This is a genomic window from Oceanobacillus sp. M65, assembly GCF_052246275.1.
GTDB classification, from domain to species: Bacteria; Bacillota; Bacilli; order Bacillales; family Amphibacillaceae; genus Oceanobacillus_B; species Oceanobacillus_B jordanicus.
In genome coordinates, this window is the sequence record NZ_JBQQCJ010000004.1 from 102,832 (window position 1) to 120,531 (window position 17,700).

18 protein-coding genes and 2 riboswitches are annotated in these 17,700 nt (G+C 41.9%); of the genes, 15 read left to right on the forward strand and 3 right to left on the reverse strand.

Annotated elements, in window-relative coordinates:
* Window positions 1-77: 77 nt before the first annotated feature.
* The 3 genes from ACTWPF_RS15600 to ACTWPF_RS15610 all read left to right on the forward strand — a co-directional run bounded on the left by ACTWPF_RS15600 (window position 78) and on the right by ACTWPF_RS15610 (window position 3,335).
* Window positions 78-785 (forward strand): metal ABC transporter ATP-binding protein, encoded by a 708-nt coding sequence (locus tag ACTWPF_RS15600; RefSeq protein ID WP_443149718.1) that lies wholly within the window; start codon window positions 78-80, stop codon window positions 783-785.
* Window positions 731-1,576: a metal ABC transporter permease gene (locus tag ACTWPF_RS15605; RefSeq protein WP_443149719.1), complete on the forward strand. Its 846-nt coding sequence runs from the start codon at window positions 731-733 to the stop codon at window positions 1,574-1,576. The genes ACTWPF_RS15600 and ACTWPF_RS15605 overlap by 55 nt, the downstream gene beginning before the upstream one ends.
* Before the next feature lie 204 nt (window positions 1,577-1,780).
* Window positions 1,781-1,880, forward strand: a riboswitch (purine riboswitch).
* Between the two features lie 120 nt (window positions 1,881-2,000).
* Entirely contained in the window at window positions 2,001-3,335 is a 1,335-nt protein-coding gene (locus ACTWPF_RS15610) for an NCS2 family permease (RefSeq protein ID WP_106895813.1), read from the forward strand.
* 70 nt (window positions 3,336-3,405) lie between these two features.
* Here ACTWPF_RS15610 and ACTWPF_RS15615 read toward each other — a convergent pair whose 3' ends face one another.
* On the reverse strand, window positions 3,406-4,581 hold the full coding sequence (locus tag ACTWPF_RS15615) for an MFS transporter (protein ID WP_443149720.1): 1,176 nt from the start codon (window positions 4,579-4,581) through the stop codon (window positions 3,406-3,408).
* A 211-nt stretch (window positions 4,582-4,792) separates the two neighbouring features.
* Window positions 4,793-5,317, reverse strand: coding sequence for a peptide-methionine (S)-S-oxide reductase MsrA (gene msrA, locus ACTWPF_RS15620; RefSeq protein ID WP_443149721.1), 525 nt, complete (start codon window positions 5,315-5,317; stop codon window positions 4,793-4,795).
* A gap of 95 nt (window positions 5,318-5,412) precedes the next feature.
* Here msrA and ACTWPF_RS15625 point away from each other — a divergent pair, with 95 nt between their 5' ends.
* A complete protein-coding gene (locus ACTWPF_RS15625) occupies window positions 5,413-6,000 on the forward strand; it encodes an MOSC domain-containing protein (RefSeq protein WP_106895815.1) in 588 nt (195 codons plus the stop codon).
* 80 nt (window positions 6,001-6,080) lie between these two features.
* Here ACTWPF_RS15625 and ACTWPF_RS15630 read toward each other — a convergent pair whose 3' ends face one another.
* A complete protein-coding gene (locus ACTWPF_RS15630; protein ID WP_036577253.1) occupies window positions 6,081-6,515 on the reverse strand; it encodes an Hsp20/alpha crystallin family protein in 435 nt (144 codons plus the stop codon).
* 379 nt (window positions 6,516-6,894) lie between these two features.
* On the opposite strand from ACTWPF_RS15630, the gene ACTWPF_RS15635 reads away from it, so the two are divergent.
* The 11 genes from ACTWPF_RS15635 (at window position 6,895) to purF (ending at window position 17,674) form a co-directional block, all read left to right on the forward strand.
* The gene (locus ACTWPF_RS15635) at window positions 6,895-7,518 is read left to right on the forward strand and encodes a DUF2179 domain-containing protein (protein WP_443149877.1); all 624 of its coding nucleotides are present in this window, start codon (window positions 6,895-6,897) and stop codon (window positions 7,516-7,518) included.
* A gap of 59 nt (window positions 7,519-7,577) precedes the next feature.
* Window positions 7,578-8,168 (forward strand): hypothetical protein, encoded by a 591-nt coding sequence (locus tag ACTWPF_RS15640; RefSeq protein ID WP_443149722.1) that lies wholly within the window; start codon window positions 7,578-7,580, stop codon window positions 8,166-8,168.
* 33 nt (window positions 8,169-8,201) lie between these two features.
* A complete protein-coding gene (locus ACTWPF_RS15645; RefSeq protein ID WP_443149723.1) occupies window positions 8,202-9,101 on the forward strand; it encodes an SDR family oxidoreductase in 900 nt (299 codons plus the stop codon).
* 205 nt (window positions 9,102-9,306) lie between these two features.
* Window positions 9,307-9,406, forward strand: a riboswitch (purine riboswitch).
* Window positions 9,407-9,524: 118 nt separating this feature from the next.
* On the forward strand, window positions 9,525-10,016 hold the full coding sequence (gene purE / locus ACTWPF_RS15650) for a 5-(carboxyamino)imidazole ribonucleotide mutase (RefSeq protein WP_106895818.1): 492 nt from the start codon (window positions 9,525-9,527) through the stop codon (window positions 10,014-10,016).
* The gene (gene purK, locus ACTWPF_RS15655; RefSeq protein WP_420830825.1) at window positions 10,003-11,133 is read left to right on the forward strand and encodes a 5-(carboxyamino)imidazole ribonucleotide synthase; all 1,131 of its coding nucleotides are present in this window, start codon (window positions 10,003-10,005) and stop codon (window positions 11,131-11,133) included. The genes purE and purK overlap by 14 nt, the downstream gene beginning before the upstream one ends.
* On the forward strand, window positions 11,130-12,434 hold the full coding sequence (gene purB, locus ACTWPF_RS15660; RefSeq protein ID WP_443149724.1) for an adenylosuccinate lyase: 1,305 nt from the start codon (window positions 11,130-11,132) through the stop codon (window positions 12,432-12,434). Before purK ends, purB begins: the two co-directional genes overlap by 4 nt.
* Window position 12,435: 1 nt before the next feature.
* The gene (gene purC, locus ACTWPF_RS15665; protein WP_443149725.1) at window positions 12,436-13,149 is read left to right on the forward strand and encodes a phosphoribosylaminoimidazolesuccinocarboxamide synthase; all 714 of its coding nucleotides are present in this window, start codon (window positions 12,436-12,438) and stop codon (window positions 13,147-13,149) included.
* Complete coding sequence (gene purS / locus ACTWPF_RS15670; protein WP_119576948.1) at window positions 13,146-13,397, forward strand: phosphoribosylformylglycinamidine synthase subunit PurS; 252 nt, start codon at window positions 13,146-13,148, stop codon at window positions 13,395-13,397. Before purC ends, purS begins: the two co-directional genes overlap by 4 nt.
* Window positions 13,394-14,077 carry a phosphoribosylformylglycinamidine synthase subunit PurQ gene (gene purQ, locus ACTWPF_RS15675; RefSeq protein ID WP_443149726.1) on the forward strand — a complete coding sequence of 228 codons (684 nt, stop codon included), beginning with the start codon at window positions 13,394-13,396 and terminating at the stop codon, window positions 14,075-14,077. The genes purS and purQ overlap by 4 nt, the downstream gene beginning before the upstream one ends.
* Window positions 14,061-16,289, forward strand: a complete 2,229-nt coding sequence (purL, locus tag ACTWPF_RS15680; protein ID WP_443149727.1) for a phosphoribosylformylglycinamidine synthase subunit PurL — start codon at window positions 14,061-14,063, stop codon at window positions 16,287-16,289. Before purQ ends, purL begins: the two co-directional genes overlap by 17 nt.
* Window positions 16,265-17,674, forward strand: coding sequence for an amidophosphoribosyltransferase (purF, locus tag ACTWPF_RS15685; RefSeq protein ID WP_238020236.1), 1,410 nt, complete (start codon window positions 16,265-16,267; stop codon window positions 17,672-17,674). Before purL ends, purF begins: the two co-directional genes overlap by 25 nt.
* Window positions 17,675-17,700: the final 26 nt, after the last annotated feature.

Below are 17,700 nucleotides of genomic sequence, written 5' to 3' on the forward strand. Positions count from 1 at the left end.
TTCAGTTTTGAAGTGGGAGTCTTACGGACGGTTGCCCCGGGATAAAAAGAAAATATGTAAAGAAAGGTCGCTTACTAGTGCATTATATTGAAGTGAAAAATCTTGCCTTTCAGTATGAAGAAGAACCAATATTAGAGAATATTTCATTTGAAGTGGATGCGTCAGACTTTGTGATGTTAACGGGAGAAAATGGCGCAGCAAAGACGACACTACTGCGCAATATTCTAGGCTTACTTAAACCATCAAAAGGAAGTGTCCAAATTTCACCTATAAACCGTATTGGGGAAAAATTAGTTATCGGATATGTTTCCCAGCAAGTTGCATCTTTTAACGCTGGATTTCCGAGTACAGTACTGGAACTCGTCCAATCTGGTCGTTATCAAAGAGGTAAATGGTTTAAAAAACTAGATAAAGATGACAGGGAGCATGTTCGACGCTCCCTTGATTCAGTTGGAATGTGGGAGATGCGTCATAGAAAAATAGGGGAGTTATCTGGTGGACAAAAGCAAAAGATTTCTCTTGCGCGTGTGTTTGCAACAGACCCTGATTTGTTCGTATTGGATGAACCTACAACAGGGATGGATACAAATTCGCGTGAAGAATTTTATAAATTACTAAAGCACAATAGTAGAGAACATGGGAAGGGAATTTTAATGGTTACCCACGACCATGAAGAGATTCGACATTACGCTGACAAGCATATTGAGCTAGTGAGGAAGGAGGACTCACCTTGGAGATGTTTTTCCATGGATTCATGCAAAGAGCTTTCCAAGCCTCTTTCCTAATATCATTAATTGCACCTATGTTAGGGTTGTTTTTAATTTTACGTAGACAGTCTTTGATGGCAGATACCTTATCACATGTTTCCTTAGCGGGTGTGGCACTAGGCTTGTTAATTGGTGTCAATCCGACGTTGGCCAATATTATACTGGTGTCGGTGATTGCCATTGTGCTAGAATATTTGCGTGTAGTTTATCGCACGTATTCGGAGATTTCTATAGCAATTCTAATGTCGGCCGGGATGGCGCTAGCATTAGTTCTGATGGGATTAAATGACGGCGGGGCAACTTTAAGTATGAACCAATTTTTATTTGGCTCCATTGTCACCATTAGTGAACAGCAAGTATGGATGTTATTTGTCCTTACGATTATGATTGGTCTCTTATATTTAATTTTTCGGAAACCATTGTATATCTTAACATTTGATGAAGAAACCGCCTTCACAGCCGGTTTACCGATTAAAACGATGTCTGTGTTGTTTAATATCTTAACAGGGATCACGATTGCGGTGACGATGCCTATCGTGGGAGCTTTACTGGTTTCAGCAATTATTGTTCTACCTGCAGCTATCTCGATGCGTTTAAGTAATCGTTTTAATGGGGTAATCTTAATCGGAATAGTGCTTGCTTTAATAGGGATGTTTAGTGGTCTAGTCGTTTCTTATAAAGTAGGTACACCGCCAGGAGCTTCTATTACATTAATCCTACTTATCGTTTTTGTTTTAACTACACTCGTGAAAAAAATTTCATACTACATAAAAATAGAGAGGCTATTTAAAAGAAACGATATTTTATAAGCATTAACTAATTAGCGTTCTAAAAAATGATGTTTTTTGCCAAATGAGTGGAAGATGTAAAAAAGAGGCGATCACACTAGTTGAGTGTAAACTGTAAATGAAGAGTGATACGTAAAATAAGGCTCGTGAAAGCGAACAATGGACTTTTAATTAAAGTTATTGTTCGCTTTTGATTGACTTAGAGCAAATGACCTAGTATGATAAGAATTGAATTTAATAGAGATGCGTATAATTTCGGGAATATGGCCCAAAGTATCTACAGATCGCCGTAAATGATCTGACTACGCAGAGAAGTATTCGTCTTGTTTTGCGAGATTACCTCGCATTTTTATACGTCTTTTCTGCTAGTGAAAACGCGCCTGATCACGGATCATGTGCGTTTTTCTATTCGTAAATATGAATGATGTAAAGGGGAGGAAGAGGCGTGAAAAAGTATTTTCGCTTTGAAGAATTAGGAACAAATTATAGAACAGAGTTTATGGCTGGATTAACCACTTTCCTAGCTATGGCTTATATCTTATTTGTAAATCCATCGACTTTATCATTAGAAGGAGTCGATCAGTTACCGGATGGGGTAACAAGAATGGACCAAGGTGCTATTTTTGCAGCAACAGCAATTGCGGCTGCAGTTGGTACATTGTTTATGGGGATCATAGCGAGATATCCTATCGTTTTAGCGCCAGGAATGGGCTTAAATGCATTTTTCGCGTACACGGTTGTATTAGGATATGGAATCCCTTGGGAAACAGCTCTTGCAGGGGTTTTAGCTTCAGGACTAATTTTTATTGTACTAACTTTGACAGGAATAAGAGAGAAAATCATTAATGCCATCCCAGCAAATTTAAAAATGGCTGTGGGAGCAGGGATTGGATTATTTATCGCGTTTGTTGGTTTCCAAAATGCCAACATTATTGTCGGCGATGATGCGACGCTGTTAGCACTTGGAGACATGACTTCTCCAACCGTGATGCTTGCTGTGTTCGGTGTTATTATTTCCGTGATTTTTTTAACTTTAGGATTTAAAGGCGGTATTTTTTATGGAATGGTGATTACTGCCATTGTCGGTATGATCTTTGGATTAATCTCACCACCACAAGGGTTAGGAGGAGTAGTTGGCGAAGTACCGAGTCTTGCGCCGACTTTTGGACAAGCCTTTTCGCATTTTGGGGAGATCTTTACCATTGAAATGCTTGTAGTTATTCTAACTTTTCTATTTGTTGATTTCTTTGATACAGCGGGTACCCTTGTTGCAGTAGCGACCCAGGCCGGATTGATGAAGGACAATAAGCTGCCTCGTGCTGGTAAAGCATTGTTTGCTGATTCAGCTGCAACGGTTGTCGGTGCTTCACTTGGTACATCAACGACTACATCCTATGTAGAATCCACTGCAGGGGTAGGAGCTGGCGGACGATCTGGATTTACTGCTGTAGTAGCGGCTGGGTTCTTCCTCTTGGCATTGTTCTTTTCACCGCTATTAAGTATTGTAACTTCTGAAGTAACCGCACCTGCTTTAATCATTGTTGGTGTATTAATGGCATCTTCCTTAAAGAGTATTGAATGGGATCAGTTTGAAATTGCTGTACCTGCCTTTTTAACGGTCGTGACAATGCCGTTAACATACAGCATTGCGACAGGGATTGCGATTGGATTTATCTTCTATCCGATAACCATGCTATTAAAGGGACGCGCTAAAGAGATACACCCTATTATGTATTTACTGTTCGTCATTTTCATCCTGTACTTTATTTTCTTGAATTAGATACGAAATAGCTGCATAAGAAAAAATCACATTCGCTATACACTAGCGAATGTGATTTTTTTACGTCTTCTTATTGATCACGTTGATGCACATATGCTTCTTTACCGAAAGGAAGTAGGTGATAGAGTGTAATGAGTATTGTTCCCATTGTGGCAAGGATACCCATTCCATAGTATAAGGTTTCACCGCCAAGGGAATCGATAATAGATCCTCCCACCAGTGAACCGATAATCCCTGATACCCCAAAGAAAGTGGCAAAAAACACAAGGTGTCCTGTTGATTGCAGTAGTTTTGGAATCAATCGGGAAACATAATTGAATGCTGCCAAATAGAAAACACCAAAGGTTAAACCATGCATGAATTGTAGCCCAATAATATGGATTGGGTTATCAACGGTAGCATAGATAAACCATCTTACACTGTAAATGGCACCCGCAATAATGATAAACACAAGCGGATGGTATTTACGGAACCAAATGCCCGCTGTTGCAAAGACAAGAGCCTCTGTAAGAACTCCAGTAAACCAGGCAAACCCAACGAGCCCTTCGCTTCCGCCAAGCTGTGAAATATAAAGGCCGATATAACTATCATTCGCACGGTGTGTAATCGTTAGAAACATAATAAGTAACAAGAAAATAACAAAGGACTTGTTTTTAATAATGGCACTAACGTCTCTTAACTGAACCGGATCGGAATCAACTTTTACATCCGTCAACCCAAAGGACACGACTAAAGCAAGCACTCCGAAGCATAGAAATGGGATGATCATGTATTCTATTCCCACTCTTGTAAGTACTTCGCCAATAATCAGAGAAGAAGTAGCAAAACCAACTGAACCCCACCAGCGAATTGCACCGAAAGAAACGCCAAAATGCTCTGCACGACGTTGAGCTAGGCTGTCTCCTAAAGCTCCAATCGGGGTAACAAAGAAATAGAAAATGGCCCCCATAAGAATAATTGCGAGTAATGTGTTCATCTGGAAAAAGATAACGCTAGTTACAAGCAGCCCCACGATACAAATCTGAATAATCCGTTTGACTGTTTTGTATTTATCACTCATATACCCCCAAAAGGGCTGCGCGAAGATAGATGCTAGTGGCCCCACTGCGAGCACCCAACCAATTTCAGTACCATTTAGCCCTTTATATTTTAAATACAAGGGCAAGTAACTCAGAATAATCGTATTTGTAGCATGAAAACTAAACAAAAGCATTTTTAAAGGTGTTAAAGAATCGCGACTGAACAAAAAATCCGCTCCTAATCTATGAATATATAAAGTGAAACTTCAATCAGTGGGGGTTTTGTTCTTCCCTCACTGATTGTTAGTCTTGCGGAAGGTTGTACCGAGATAAAGGCTATTATACTATTATCATGTGAAGAGCGGTAGAGTATTTAGGGAATAAGCTTGTCCCATCTACGGATTTTCGAATACCTGTACCTAGAATAGCTAAGCTCGATTAATCCCAGGTCTTTTCAATGAATTCATCTCTTCCGGATTTTGCGCGGTCTACCTTATATTCTTGCTCATTCTTTTTGTAAAAATCCTGATGATATTCCTCAGCAGGGTAAAATGTTGCGACAGGTAGGATCTCGGTTACAATCGGTTTTTTAAAGCGACCGCTCTGGGCAAGTTCTTCTTTGGATAGCGTTGCTTCTTTTTGCTGCTCTTCATCACTGTAAAAGATGGCAGCACGATAGGAATCTCCACGATCCTGGAACTGTCCACCATCATCGGTAGGATCAATCTGGCGCCAATATAATTCTAGTATCTCGCTGTAGGAGATCACATCAGGATTGTAGGTGATTTCTACTGCTTCATAGTGACCTGTGTCGCCAGCTTTAACCTGTTCGTAAGTTGGATTCTCGACATGGCCACCTGTATAGCCTGAGATCACTTGCTTTACGCCATCCCACTGGGCGAAGGGCTTCACCATACACCAAAAACATCCACCTGCAAAAATAGCTTTCTTGTATTGAGTCACGTTACATTCCTCCAGTTCGTCTATGTTATACTCTAATAAATTATTATTTCCTCGTAGAATAAAGATACTATACCATAGATAAAGCGGGTGACATAATGGAGGAACCTTATGTACATAAAATATTTATCAGAGATAAGCACAGGTTTGCGCCACATCCTGAGATAAAGACATTTGTTGGGAAAACAGGGTTGGATGGAAATAAAGTAACAGATAATCCAGACAAAGCTATTTTTTGCTATCCAATCCAGCATTACACCTATTGGAATGACATATTAGATCCGCCATTCTCTGACTTTGGAGAATTGGGAGAAGATATGGCTGTATTGGAAATGGGAGAACAATCTGTTTGCATCGGTGATACCTATGCTGTTGGCGACACGGTGCTTCAAGTTTCCCAGCCTAAGTCGGACACGCGCTTCCTGGATAAAGAAATGGCTATGAAAATGCTGAAAACCGGAAAAACAGGGTGGTATTTCCGAGTTTTAAAAGAAGGAAATATGCAAGCTGGCTCTGATTTAACATTGTTGGAACGTCCTTATCCGAATTGGACAATTGCTGCGTGTAATGAAGTAATGCATTTACAGAAGGGGGACTTGCGGCTTGCGGCAGATTTAGTGGCATGCCAAGCCTTAGGAAACAGCTGGAAAAATATATTAAGTAAACGTGTTGGTCACATTGTCTAAATCGCAAAAAAATATAGCATGCTTATCGATGTTCACTAAATGAACACCCACAACAGGGTGTTCATCCTCCAGGGGTCTTCTTATTCATCCTCCAATAACCTGACATTTACTCTTCGTTTATTGCTTGTTTCAGAAATGAGTCGGTGTAACCGGATATATACAAGTCCATTACGATAGGTCGCAGTTATTTTATCGGAACGTACTGGAAAAGGCAGTGAAATTTGCCGTTCAAAGGCACCCTGCAGAATTTCTTCCTTTATAACTTGACCGCCACCAAACTCAAGGTCAATGACACCTCTTAGTTCTAGCGTAGCCATGTCAGCATAAATATCAATCTTCTCCAAATCATGTAACCCAGGAATATTTAAAACACAGAAAAGCTCATGCTCTGTTTGATAAAGGTTAATTTGTGGAATGTTAGGTTTAATGATACCTTCAAATTCGTCCCAAAAATTATCACCAAAAAATTGATCCATATTTTTTTTCCAATCACCCATCTGTTTAAAAGGGTCCATTATTTCACCTCCACATACACTTTTTCTGTATCATATGCCCAGAAGAAAATGGGGTGCAGATAAAGTGAAACTTCAACTAGTGGGGTGCCCCACTGATTGTTAGTTGAACGAATCGGTAAAAAATGGTACTGAACTAACCTGATCATTTCATATCATCTAGAAATCATGTATTCTAGGAGGGAGATATTGAAATAGGTATAATTTCGTTGTACATTAGGGAAGTTTAAAATTTCAGCAAGGAAGCAAAGTTGAAGTAGTTGAAATTTTAAGGTGCCAAGTATAAGAACAACGTACACATTCGCTAAAGGACCAGCGAATGCGAGTTTTTCTAATAGGAACTTAGATTTAGGAGGTTTTTATATTGTCAAATAGTGCACTTATGATGGTCGCTATTATTTTAGTGATCAATATTGTATATGTCTCGTTATCCACGATCAGGATGATACTTACGCTAAAGGGAAGAAGATATATTGCTGCTTTTGTAAGCATGTTTGAAATTGTTATTTATGTACTTGGTCTCGGTCTAGTACTTGATAACCTAGATGCAATCCAGAATTTAATTGCCTATGCAATTGGTTTTGGAATCGGGGTGGTGGTCGGATCAAAAATCGAAGAAAAACTTGCACTTGGTTACATCACCGTCAATGTTATTTCCTCAAACCCAGATATTGAATTTACCAGGAAACTACGGGACAAAGGATACGGTGTCACGAGCTGGTTTGCCTATGGGATGGATGGCGACCGACTATCCATGCAAATCCTAACACCAAGGAAGTACGAATTACGTTTGTATGAGACCATTAAAGAAATTGATCCAAAAGCATTTATTATTGCTTATGAACCAAAGCAAATTCATGGTGGTTTCTGGGTGAAGCAAGTACGTAAAAGTCGGCTGGCCAACCCTAAAAAAGCCGCCGAAGCAGCAAGAACTGGCGGGCCTATCGTACCACCAGTACAGGCCAAACCAACCGCACCTAAAAATACACCAAACAACAACGAGTGAGCCTAATATAGGCTCACTTTTTTTGTGATCTAACGTAGTGAGTTGATAGGAGAGCCGAAGTGGTTGATAGGAGAGCCGAAGTGGTTGATAGGAGAGCCGAAGTGGTTGATAGGAGAGCCGAAGTGGTTGATAGGAGAGCCGAAGTGGTTGATAGGAGAGCCGAAGTGGTTGATAGGAGAGCCGAACTGGTTGATAGGAGAGCCGAAGTGGTTGATAGGAGAGCCGAACTGGTTGATAGGAGAGCCAAACTGATTGATAGTAGGGCCAAACTGATTGATAGGAGAGCCGAACTGATTGATAGAAGGGCCAAACTGATTGATAGGAGAGCCGAACTGATTGATAGGAGAGCGAAACTGATTGATAGGAGAGCCAAACTGATTGATAGAAGGGCCAAACTGATTGATAGGAGAGCCGAACTGATTGATAGGAGAGCGAAACTGATTGATAGGAGAGCGAAACTGATTGATAGAAGGGCCAAACTGGTTGATAGAAGAGCCGAACTGGTTGATAGAAGGGCCAAACTGATTGATAAAAGAGCGAAACTAGTTGATAGAAACTTCGCCCTCCTGCTGATACGAAGCCTGCCCCCACTACTTTCCCTTAGCCCAACCATCATGATGAACAAAAGCCCAGCTCGCAGAATAGGCTGATTGCATGCATGGAAAAGTTGAAGGAGGATGAACATGACTTATTATCCGAACCAATGCATTAATCCTGAGGAATTGCCATCACAATTTCCACCACAGCATCAACCACAACAGCCTGGGATTGAATCGTTGATGACACCTAGACCGATTATAGAAAACCCAGGGTACAGAGGGTCTGGAAAATTAGAGAATAAGGTAGCAATTATTACAGGTGGGGACAGTGGAATTGGTGCAGCAACTGCTATCGCTTTTGCCAAAGAGGGGGCAGATATTGTTATTGCATATTATTATGCTTATGAAGATGGGGATGCCTACCGTACGAAACAACGAATCGAGGAGTTGGGCAGGAGCTGTATACTTATCGTCGGTGATTTGCGAGAAGAGGATCACTGCAAGCATGTTGTGGAAGAGACACTGCGGTACTTCGGCAAGATAAACATCCTTGTGAACAATCATGGAGTCCAATTTCCTCAACCAGGATTGGAAGATATAACACAGGAACAGTTGAAAGCAACCTTTGAAACGAACATTTATGCCTTTTTTTATTTAACAAAAGCAGCTCTTCCTTTTCTTGAAAGTGGCAGCGCGATAGTTAATACCTCCTCCATCACCTCATATGAGGGGCAAGAGCAACTGATCGATTACTCTGCGACGAAAGGGGCAATTATAGCCTTTACCCGTTCGCTTTCCCAGAATGTTGTAGGGAAAGGGATCCGCGTAAACGCCGTCGCACCAGGGCCGATTTGGACGCCACTCATTCCAGCGAGCTTCTCTGCTGAATATATCGCAACTAAATTTGGCAAGGATGTTCCAATGAAACGTGCCGGTCAGCCATTCGAGCTTGCACCTGCGTATGTGTACTTAGCGTCTGATGATTCTTCCTATGTAACTGGCCAGGTGATCCACGTAAATGGCGGCGCACCAGTAAGTTCCTAGAAATTGTGGCGAAATAAATCGTATTAAAATAATAATTTCCGTAACGTTCAATAATTACGCTTAGTTGCTTCTATGCATTTTTCTATGAATACCAATCTACTTGATAGCTTCAATCTTAACCAAAAACCGAACGTTAACTAAAATTAACAAACTAATGTTCGAAAACTATATTGACACATCACGTAGGATTTTGTTATGCTAAATGCAACAATTAAATACGGAACCTCATATATTTCTGAAGATATGGTTTGGAAGTCTCTACCCGGCGCCGTAAATGCTGGACTATGAGGGGAGATGAATCGTTACAAGCGTAATGATCTGTTTTCATGTATCAAAGGGGTAAGTCTATTCATCTTCTCTCAAATCGAGGGATAAGAATGGACTTTTTTTATTTCATATAAGTCAGAGAAAGAGGGTTTTTATATGGCAATGGTTGGCGTAATTATGGGAAGTATATCAGATTGGGAAACATTACAGCATACATGTGACGTGTTGGAGGAGCTACAGATTCCTTACGAAAAGGACGTCATATCTGCACATCGTTCGCCTGATGAAATGTTTCGTTATGCAAAAGAGGCACGGAATAAAGGGTTAAAGGTTATTATTGCAGGAGCTGGAGGAGCTGCTCATCTTCCAGGAATGGTTGCATCGCAAACGACACTTCCAGTAATCGGAATCCCTGTTGAATCGAAGGCCTTGAACGGATTGGATTCCTTACTTTCTATTGTCCAAATGCCCGGTGGTGTCCCAACTGCAACAGTAGCGATTGGGAAAGCTGGTGCGACGAATGCAGGTATTTTGGCCGCGCAAATTATTGGAACTGTTGATGACTATGTAGCTGCAAAGCTGGATACCTACCGAGAAAAAATGCATGATAAAGTATTGGAAATGAGGGATGAACTTGCAAAATATTAAACAGATCCTTCCACCCCAAACCATTGGAATAATCGGCGGCGGACAGCTGGGCAGAATGATGGCCATTGCGGCACGCTATATGGGATACCAAATTATCGTCCTTGATCCCAAACCAAATTGTCCTACTGCTCAGGTGGCAGATGAACAGATTACAGCGGCTTATGATGATATGGATGCAGTAAAGCTACTTGCTGAAAAAGCAGATGTGATTACATATGAATTTGAAAATGTAGATTTAGAAGCGGCAGTTTATTTACAAGAGCATGGGAAGCTTCCACAGGGTTCCTTGGCACTGGAAATTACTCAAAACCGCGAAAAAGAAAAACAAATGATGAGAGCAGCAGACTTGAATGTACCACCATTTGCCATCGTAACGGACGGTGCCACTTGTAAAGCGGCTTTAAAGAACATTTCCTTACCAGCCGTGATAAAAACATGCAGTGGTGGCTATGATGGAAAAGGACAGCTAAAAATTAATACAGCTGAGGATATCGACCAAGCTGCTGACTTTGCTACAAAACATGGGCATTGTATTATCGAACAATGGATAACATTTGATAAGGAAATTTCTGTTGTGTTTACTAGGTCTCAATCTGGAGAAATGACGACATTCCCGATTGCTGAAAATGAACATCGTGACCATATTTTATATAAAACAACTGTTCCAGCAAGGGTTAATGAGACAGTCGAAAAAAAGGCGTACGACGCAGTAACCGCATTGGCAGAAAAAATGGAGATTGTTGGTACCTTTGCAGTTGAGATGTTTGTTAAGGAAAATGCCATTTATTTAAATGAGATGGCGCCACGCCCGCATAACTCAGGGCATTATACGATTGAAGCATGCACGATATCCCAGTTTGGCCAGCATATTCGAGCAATTTGTGGATTGCCACTTGCACCGGTTAGCTTGCACCAGCCGGCAGTGATGGTTAATATTCTTGGTGAGGAACTGGATCAGATCCAGCAGGCGATGACACGAAGTGGGGCTGGCTTTGTTCATTTATATGGAAAAGACGAAGCCAAAACGAAGCGAAAAATGGGGCATGTCACCTTCATTGCAGAAACAATCGCAGAAATAGAAGAAACCTTACAACAATTTGAGGAGGCAAAACGATGATTGAACGTTACACCAGAGAAGAAATGGGTTCCATTTGGACAGAGGAAAATAAATTTAAGGCATGGCTTGAAGTAGAGATCCTTGCATGTGAAGCATGGAGTGAACTAGGTGTTATTCCAGCTGAGGATGTGAAGAAGCTGCGCGAAAATGCCTCTTTCGACATGGAGCGTATTTATGAAATTGAACAGGAGACAAGGCATGATGTGGTTGCCTTTACAAGAGCTGTATCGGAAACACTTGGCGAGGAACGGAAATGGGTCCATTATGGCCTAACTTCTACAGATGTGGTAGATACGGCACTTTCCTATTTAATTAAACAAGCGAATGAAATTCTTCGTAAAGATTTAACAGCGTTTGTGGATATTTTGAAAAACAAAGCATTGGAGCACAAGCATACCGTTATGATGGGGCGCACACATGGTGTACATGCTGAACCTACGACATTCGGATTGAAGCTAGCCCTATGGTATGAGGAGATGAAACGTAACCTAGAACGTTTTGAAGCAGCTGCTAAAGGAGTCGAGTTTGGAAAGCTCTCTGGAGCAGTTGGAACATACGCCAACATTGATCCTTTTGTGGAAACATATGTATGCGAAAAACTGGGCCTTTCTCCAGCTCCTGTTTCAACCCAAACATTGCAAAGGGACCGTCATGCCGCATATGTATCGGCACTAGCACTTGTGGCAACGTCCATTGAAAAATTCGCTACTGAAATCCGTGGCTTACAAAAAACGGAAACCCGTGAAGTGGAGGAGTTCTTTGCCAAAGGACAAAAAGGTTCATCTGCTATGCCTCATAAACGAAACCCAATTGGATCAGAGAATATGACAGGAATGGCACGCGTTATCCGTGGCTATATGATGACAGCTTATGAAAATGTATCACTATGGCATGAGCGTGATATCTCGCATTCCTCAGCAGAGCGTGTCATTTTGCCAGATGCAACAATTGCACTTAATTACATGCTGAATCGTTTTTCCAGGATTGTAAAGAACTTAACAGTATTCCCAGAGAACATGAAGCGGAATATAGATCGTACGTATGGCGTTATTTTCTCGCAGCGTGTGTTATTAACCCTAATCGATAAAGGTATGGCCAGAGAAGCTGCCTATGATATTGTGCAACCAAAGGCGATGCAAGCATGGGAGACTGCGACACCATTTAGACAGCTAATTGAGCAAGATGAGCAGATTACAAGTAGATTAAGTAATGAAGAAATCGATGAATGCTTCGACTACACGTATCACTTGAAAAATGTAGATCACATCTTTACCAAAATTGGCTTAACAAGAGGTGAATAGAATGAAAAGCTCCTTGCTGTATGAAGGAAAGGCAAAAAAGATTTATCAAGCCGAAGGAAAGAATGGGCAGCTCGTGCTGTCCTATAAAAATGACGCGACTGCATTTAACGGGGAAAAGAAAGCTACCTTTACTGGGAAGGGCAGATTAAACAATGAAATTTCTGCCCGGATCTTTCCTTTTCTACATGATCAGGGAATAGAAACGCATTTTATTGAACGCCTAAATGAGACGGAGCAACTTGTACAGCAAACAGAGATTATCCCGCTAGAGGTAGTGGTACGAAATCTAGCAACAGGAAGTATTACAAAAAGACTTGGGATTAAGGAAAAGACAATGTTTGATCCACCGATCTTGGAACTGTTCTATAAAGACGATGACCTTGGTGACCCACTTATTAATGAAGAACATGCCCTGTTTCTAAGTGACGTCACCCTATCTGAATTACAAGAAATTAAAAGCAAAGCATTAGAGATTAACAAGCAGCTAACAAAGCTATTCGCAGCAATTGGTATTACATTGGTAGATTTCAAACTCGAGTTTGGTAGATTAGCAAGTGGATGTATCATCCTTGCTGACGAGATTTCTCCAGACACGTGTAGGCTGTGGGATATCACAACAGAGGAAAAACTAGATAAAGATGTTTTCCGTCAAGGTACAGGGGATTTACTGGAAGTCTATGAAGAGATTTTAAAACGACTGGAGGCAAATCAATGAAAAAAGTTATCGTGAATGTAACCTTAAAATCAGGTGTGTTAGATCCACAAGGGAAAGCAATTCAAGAATCACTAAATTCGCTTGGCTACAAGGAAGTTCAGCAGGCGAGGGTAGGTAAATCAATTGAACTGCAAGTTGAGGAAGGTCCTGATTTAGAAGAGCGTGTCAAAGAGATGTGTGACAAGTTATTGGCAAACCCGGTAATCGAAGAATACAGCTTTGTGGTGGAGGAGGCCGTTCGCTCGTGAAATTCGCGGTAATTGTTTTTCCTGGTTCCAATTGTGATCGTGATATGTACCATGCTGTAAAGGATGTACTCAAAGAGGAGGCAGATTTGGTTTGGTATCAATCTGCTAATCTCGAAGACTATGAGGCTATTCTTTTGCCTGGCGGGTTCTCATATGGAGACTACCTTCGTTCAGGGGCCGTTGCTGCAACCTCTGAGATTATGCAACAAATTAAAGCGCATGCCTCAAAGGGAAAGCCTGTACTTGGGGTATGCAATGGATTTCAAATCCTATTGGAGGCAGGCCTTTTACCAGGCGCTATGCAGCGTAATAAAAATCTTGCCTTCATGTGCCATCAGGAGCCGTTAGTAGTCGAAAACAACGAGACACTATTCACGTCCCTTTATGAGCAAGGGGAGATTGTGCGATTCCCAATTGCCCATGGGGAAGGGAATTACTTCTGCGATGAAGAGACGTTAGAAAAGTTAAAGGCAAATAAGCAAATCGTTTTTACATATCGAAACAATCCTAACGGCTCTGTAGCAGATATCGCTGGGATTAGGAATGAGGAAGGCAATGTCCTTGGCATGATGCCACATCCTGAGCGTGCTGTTGAAGCATTATTAGGCAGTGCCGATGGCGTGAAGTTATTTCAATCCGTAGTAAAAAATTGGAGGGAATCCTATGTTGCAAACACATGATATACATCCAGAGCAAATCGAACGCGACAAGCTGTATCAAGAAATGGGTTTAAGTGACAAGGAATACGACCTCGTGAAAGATATCTTAAAGCGTCGCCCTAATTTTACCGAAACAGGGATATTCTCGGTAATGTGGTCTGAGCATTGTAGCTATAAAACCTCCAAGCCATTGTTAAAGAAGTTTCCTGTTAAAGGGCCTCATGTAATACAAGGACCTGGCGAAGGTGCTGGAATTATTGATATTGGGGACAATCAGGCTGTTGTATTTAAAATCGAGAGCCATAATCACCCATCTGCAGTAGAGCCATATCAAGGAGCGGCTACAGGTGTCGGCGGGATTATTCGTGATGTATTTTCCATGGGCGCACGTCCTATTGCGATAATGAACTCTCTTAGATTTGGAAACTTAACAACAGATCGTGTGAAATACCTATTTACAGAGGTAGTGAATGGAATCGCCGGTTACGGAAACTGTGTAGGGGTTCCGACAGTAGGCGGAGAAGTCCAATTTGACGAAAGCTATGAAGGCAATCCACTAGTAAATGCCATGTGTGTAGGATTAATCAATCATGATGAGATCCAAAAAGGGATTGCAGCTGGAATTGGCAATACGGTGCTCTATGCTGGCGCACCTACAGGTCGTGATGGAATTCACGGGGCAACATTTGCCTCTGACGATCTTGGTGAAGATGCTGCCAAGGATCGACCAGCAGTACAGGTTGGCGATCCATTTATGGAAAAATTATTAATTGAGGCATGTCTCGAAGTTATTCATTCTGATGCGCTTGTTGGCATGCAGGATATGGGAGCTGCAGGGCTTACTTCATCTGCTAGTGAAATGGCGAGTAAAGCAGGAACGGGAATGGAAATGGATTTAGACAACGTACCTCAGCGTGAGCAGCATATGAATGCGTATGAGATGATGCTTTCTGAATCACAGGAAAGAATGCTCATGGTTGTTAAAAAAGGCCGAGAGCAGGAAATCATTGATGTGTTTGAAAAATACGGTCTCCAAGCTGTCGCAGTAGGCCAAGTAATTGAAGAAAAAGTTTTCCGTATTAAACAGCACGGAGAAGTAATGGCAGACATCCCTGTAGACGCTTTAGCTGATGAAGCACCTGTCTACCATATGCCATCAGAGGAAGCGGATTATTACAAGGATTTTCAGAATAGTGGCACGCCTGAGGTGGTTGTAGAAGACCATGCCGGCATGCTGAAACAGCTGTTGCAGCAGCCTACGATAGCGAGCAAGGAATGGGTCTATGACCAATATGATTCCATGGTCCAGACGAATACAGTGGTCACACCTGGGTCTGACTCAGCAGTTGTTCGTATCAAAGGGACGAATAAGGCTTTAGCTATCACGACAGACTGTAATTCACGCTATATTTATTTGGATCCAGAAGTTGGCGGAAAAATTGCCGTCGCAGAAGCGGCACGTAATATTGTTTGCTCTGGAGCAAGGCCACTCGGCTTAACCGATGGTTTGAACTTTGGTAACCCAACGAACCCGCAAACCTTCTGGCAAATGGAAAAAAGTGTGGATGGAATGAGTGAAGCATGTACGGCCCTTCGTACACCTGTCATAAGTGGCAATGTCTCCTTATACAACCAATCACAAGGAAAGTCAATTTTCCCAACGCCTATCGTTGGTATGGTTGGATTGCATGAGTCGTTAGAACATATTACACCAAGCCACTTTCAATCAGCTGGCGATGCCATTTATGTTATTGGCGAAACGGCTCCGGAATTTGGCGGCAGTGAGTTGCAGAATGTCGTGCACGGTAAATACGAAGGAATAGCGCCAGAAATTGACCTAGAGGTAGAAGCCAAGAGGCAGCAACAAATTCTTCAAGCAATACAAGCTGGCTTAGTAGAATCTGCACATGACGTGTCAGAAGGCGGTCTATCAGTAGGTTTGGCTGAGAGTGTATTTAATGGAGCGGGACTTGGAGTGGACGCAACATTTTCTGGCGATGCAACGGCCATCCTTTTCAGTGAAACTCAATCACGTTTTATTATATCGGTAAAAGAAGATAAGAAAGCACAATTCGAAAAAACAGTCGAAGATGCAACACAGGTTGGAATCGTAACAGAGGATGCAACTTTCCGGATTCAGATTAATGGTGCGCAAGTCATTGAGGAAAAAACAGAAGAGCTACACCAACTTTGGAAGGGAGCTATTCCATGCTTGCTGAAATCAAAGGCATAAACGAGGAATGTGGCGTATTTGGAATTTGGGGTCATGAAAAGGCAGCGGAGCTTACTTATTATGGATTGCATTCCATGCAGCATCGTGGCCAGGAAGGCGCAGGTATTGTATCCAGTGATGGTGTCGAACTAAAGCCATACAAAGGGATGGGATTAGTTAATGATGTATTCAAACATGCAGATTTCGATGAGCTATCCGGAAAAGTGGCAGTTGGCCATGTACGCTATTCTACACAAGGCGGAAAAGTAATTGAAAACGTACAACCATTATTATTCCGCGCTCAAGCCGGTAGCATGGCACTTGCTCATAACGGAAACATTATGAACGCTCATAAATTGCGCGGTGAACTAGAGGAAGAAGGTAGCATTTTTCAAACGTCTTCTGATACAGAAGTACTTGCACATTTAATTAAACGCAGTGGTAACGAAATTTCCGAAAAAACGATCGCAAATGCCCTTAATAAGGTCGTCGGTGCTTATGCCTACATTATTTTAAAGGAAGATAAAATGTTTGTAGCACTTGACCCGAGCGGGATTCGCCCATTATCCATTGGAAAGTTAGGGGAGGCCTATGTAGTTGCTTCGGAAACCTGTGCGTTTGACCAAATAGGTGCAACCTTTGAACGGGAAGTGTTACCAGGTGAGCTTATTACTATTAGTGATGAAGGATTAAGCTCCACCCGATTTGCCATGCGCGAGCAACGCAAGATGTGTGCAATGGAGTATGTTTATCTCTCCAGACCAGATAGTGATGTGAATTTAGTTAATATCCATGCCTCTCGGAAAAGGATGGGTATTGAACTCGCTAAAGAAGCACCATCAGATGCAGACATGGTAATTGGGGTACCAGACTCCAGCATTTCAGCAGCAATCGGCTATGCCGAACAAAGTGGCTTACCTTACGAAATGGGAATTATTAAAAATCGCTATGTTGGCCGTACCTTTATTCAGCCCTCACAGGAACTACGCGAACTTGGTGTGAAGATGAAGCTTTCTCCTGTCCGTGGAATTGTGGAAGGGAAACGGATTGTCATGATTGATGATTCGATTGTGAGAGGCACGACAAGCCGAAGAATTGTGCAAATGCTCAAGAAAGCTGGAGCAAAAGAGGTTCATGTGCGCATTGCTTCCCCATCGATTCAGCATCCATGCTATTACGGGATTGATATGTCGACACGAAAAGAATTGATCGCTGCTAATTATACGCTTGAGGGAATTTGTGAGCAGATCGGTGCTGACAGTATAGCTTATTTGTCTGAGGCAGGTCTCGAAAAGGCAATCGTGAAAGACAAAACATTAAACCAAGGGATTTGTACTGCCTGCATGACTGGTAAATATCCAGTGAAAGAAGATGGACAAAAAGAGATTGTGTTTACAAGCTGTTAAGGAAGACAAAAAAGGAGTGGCCAAAC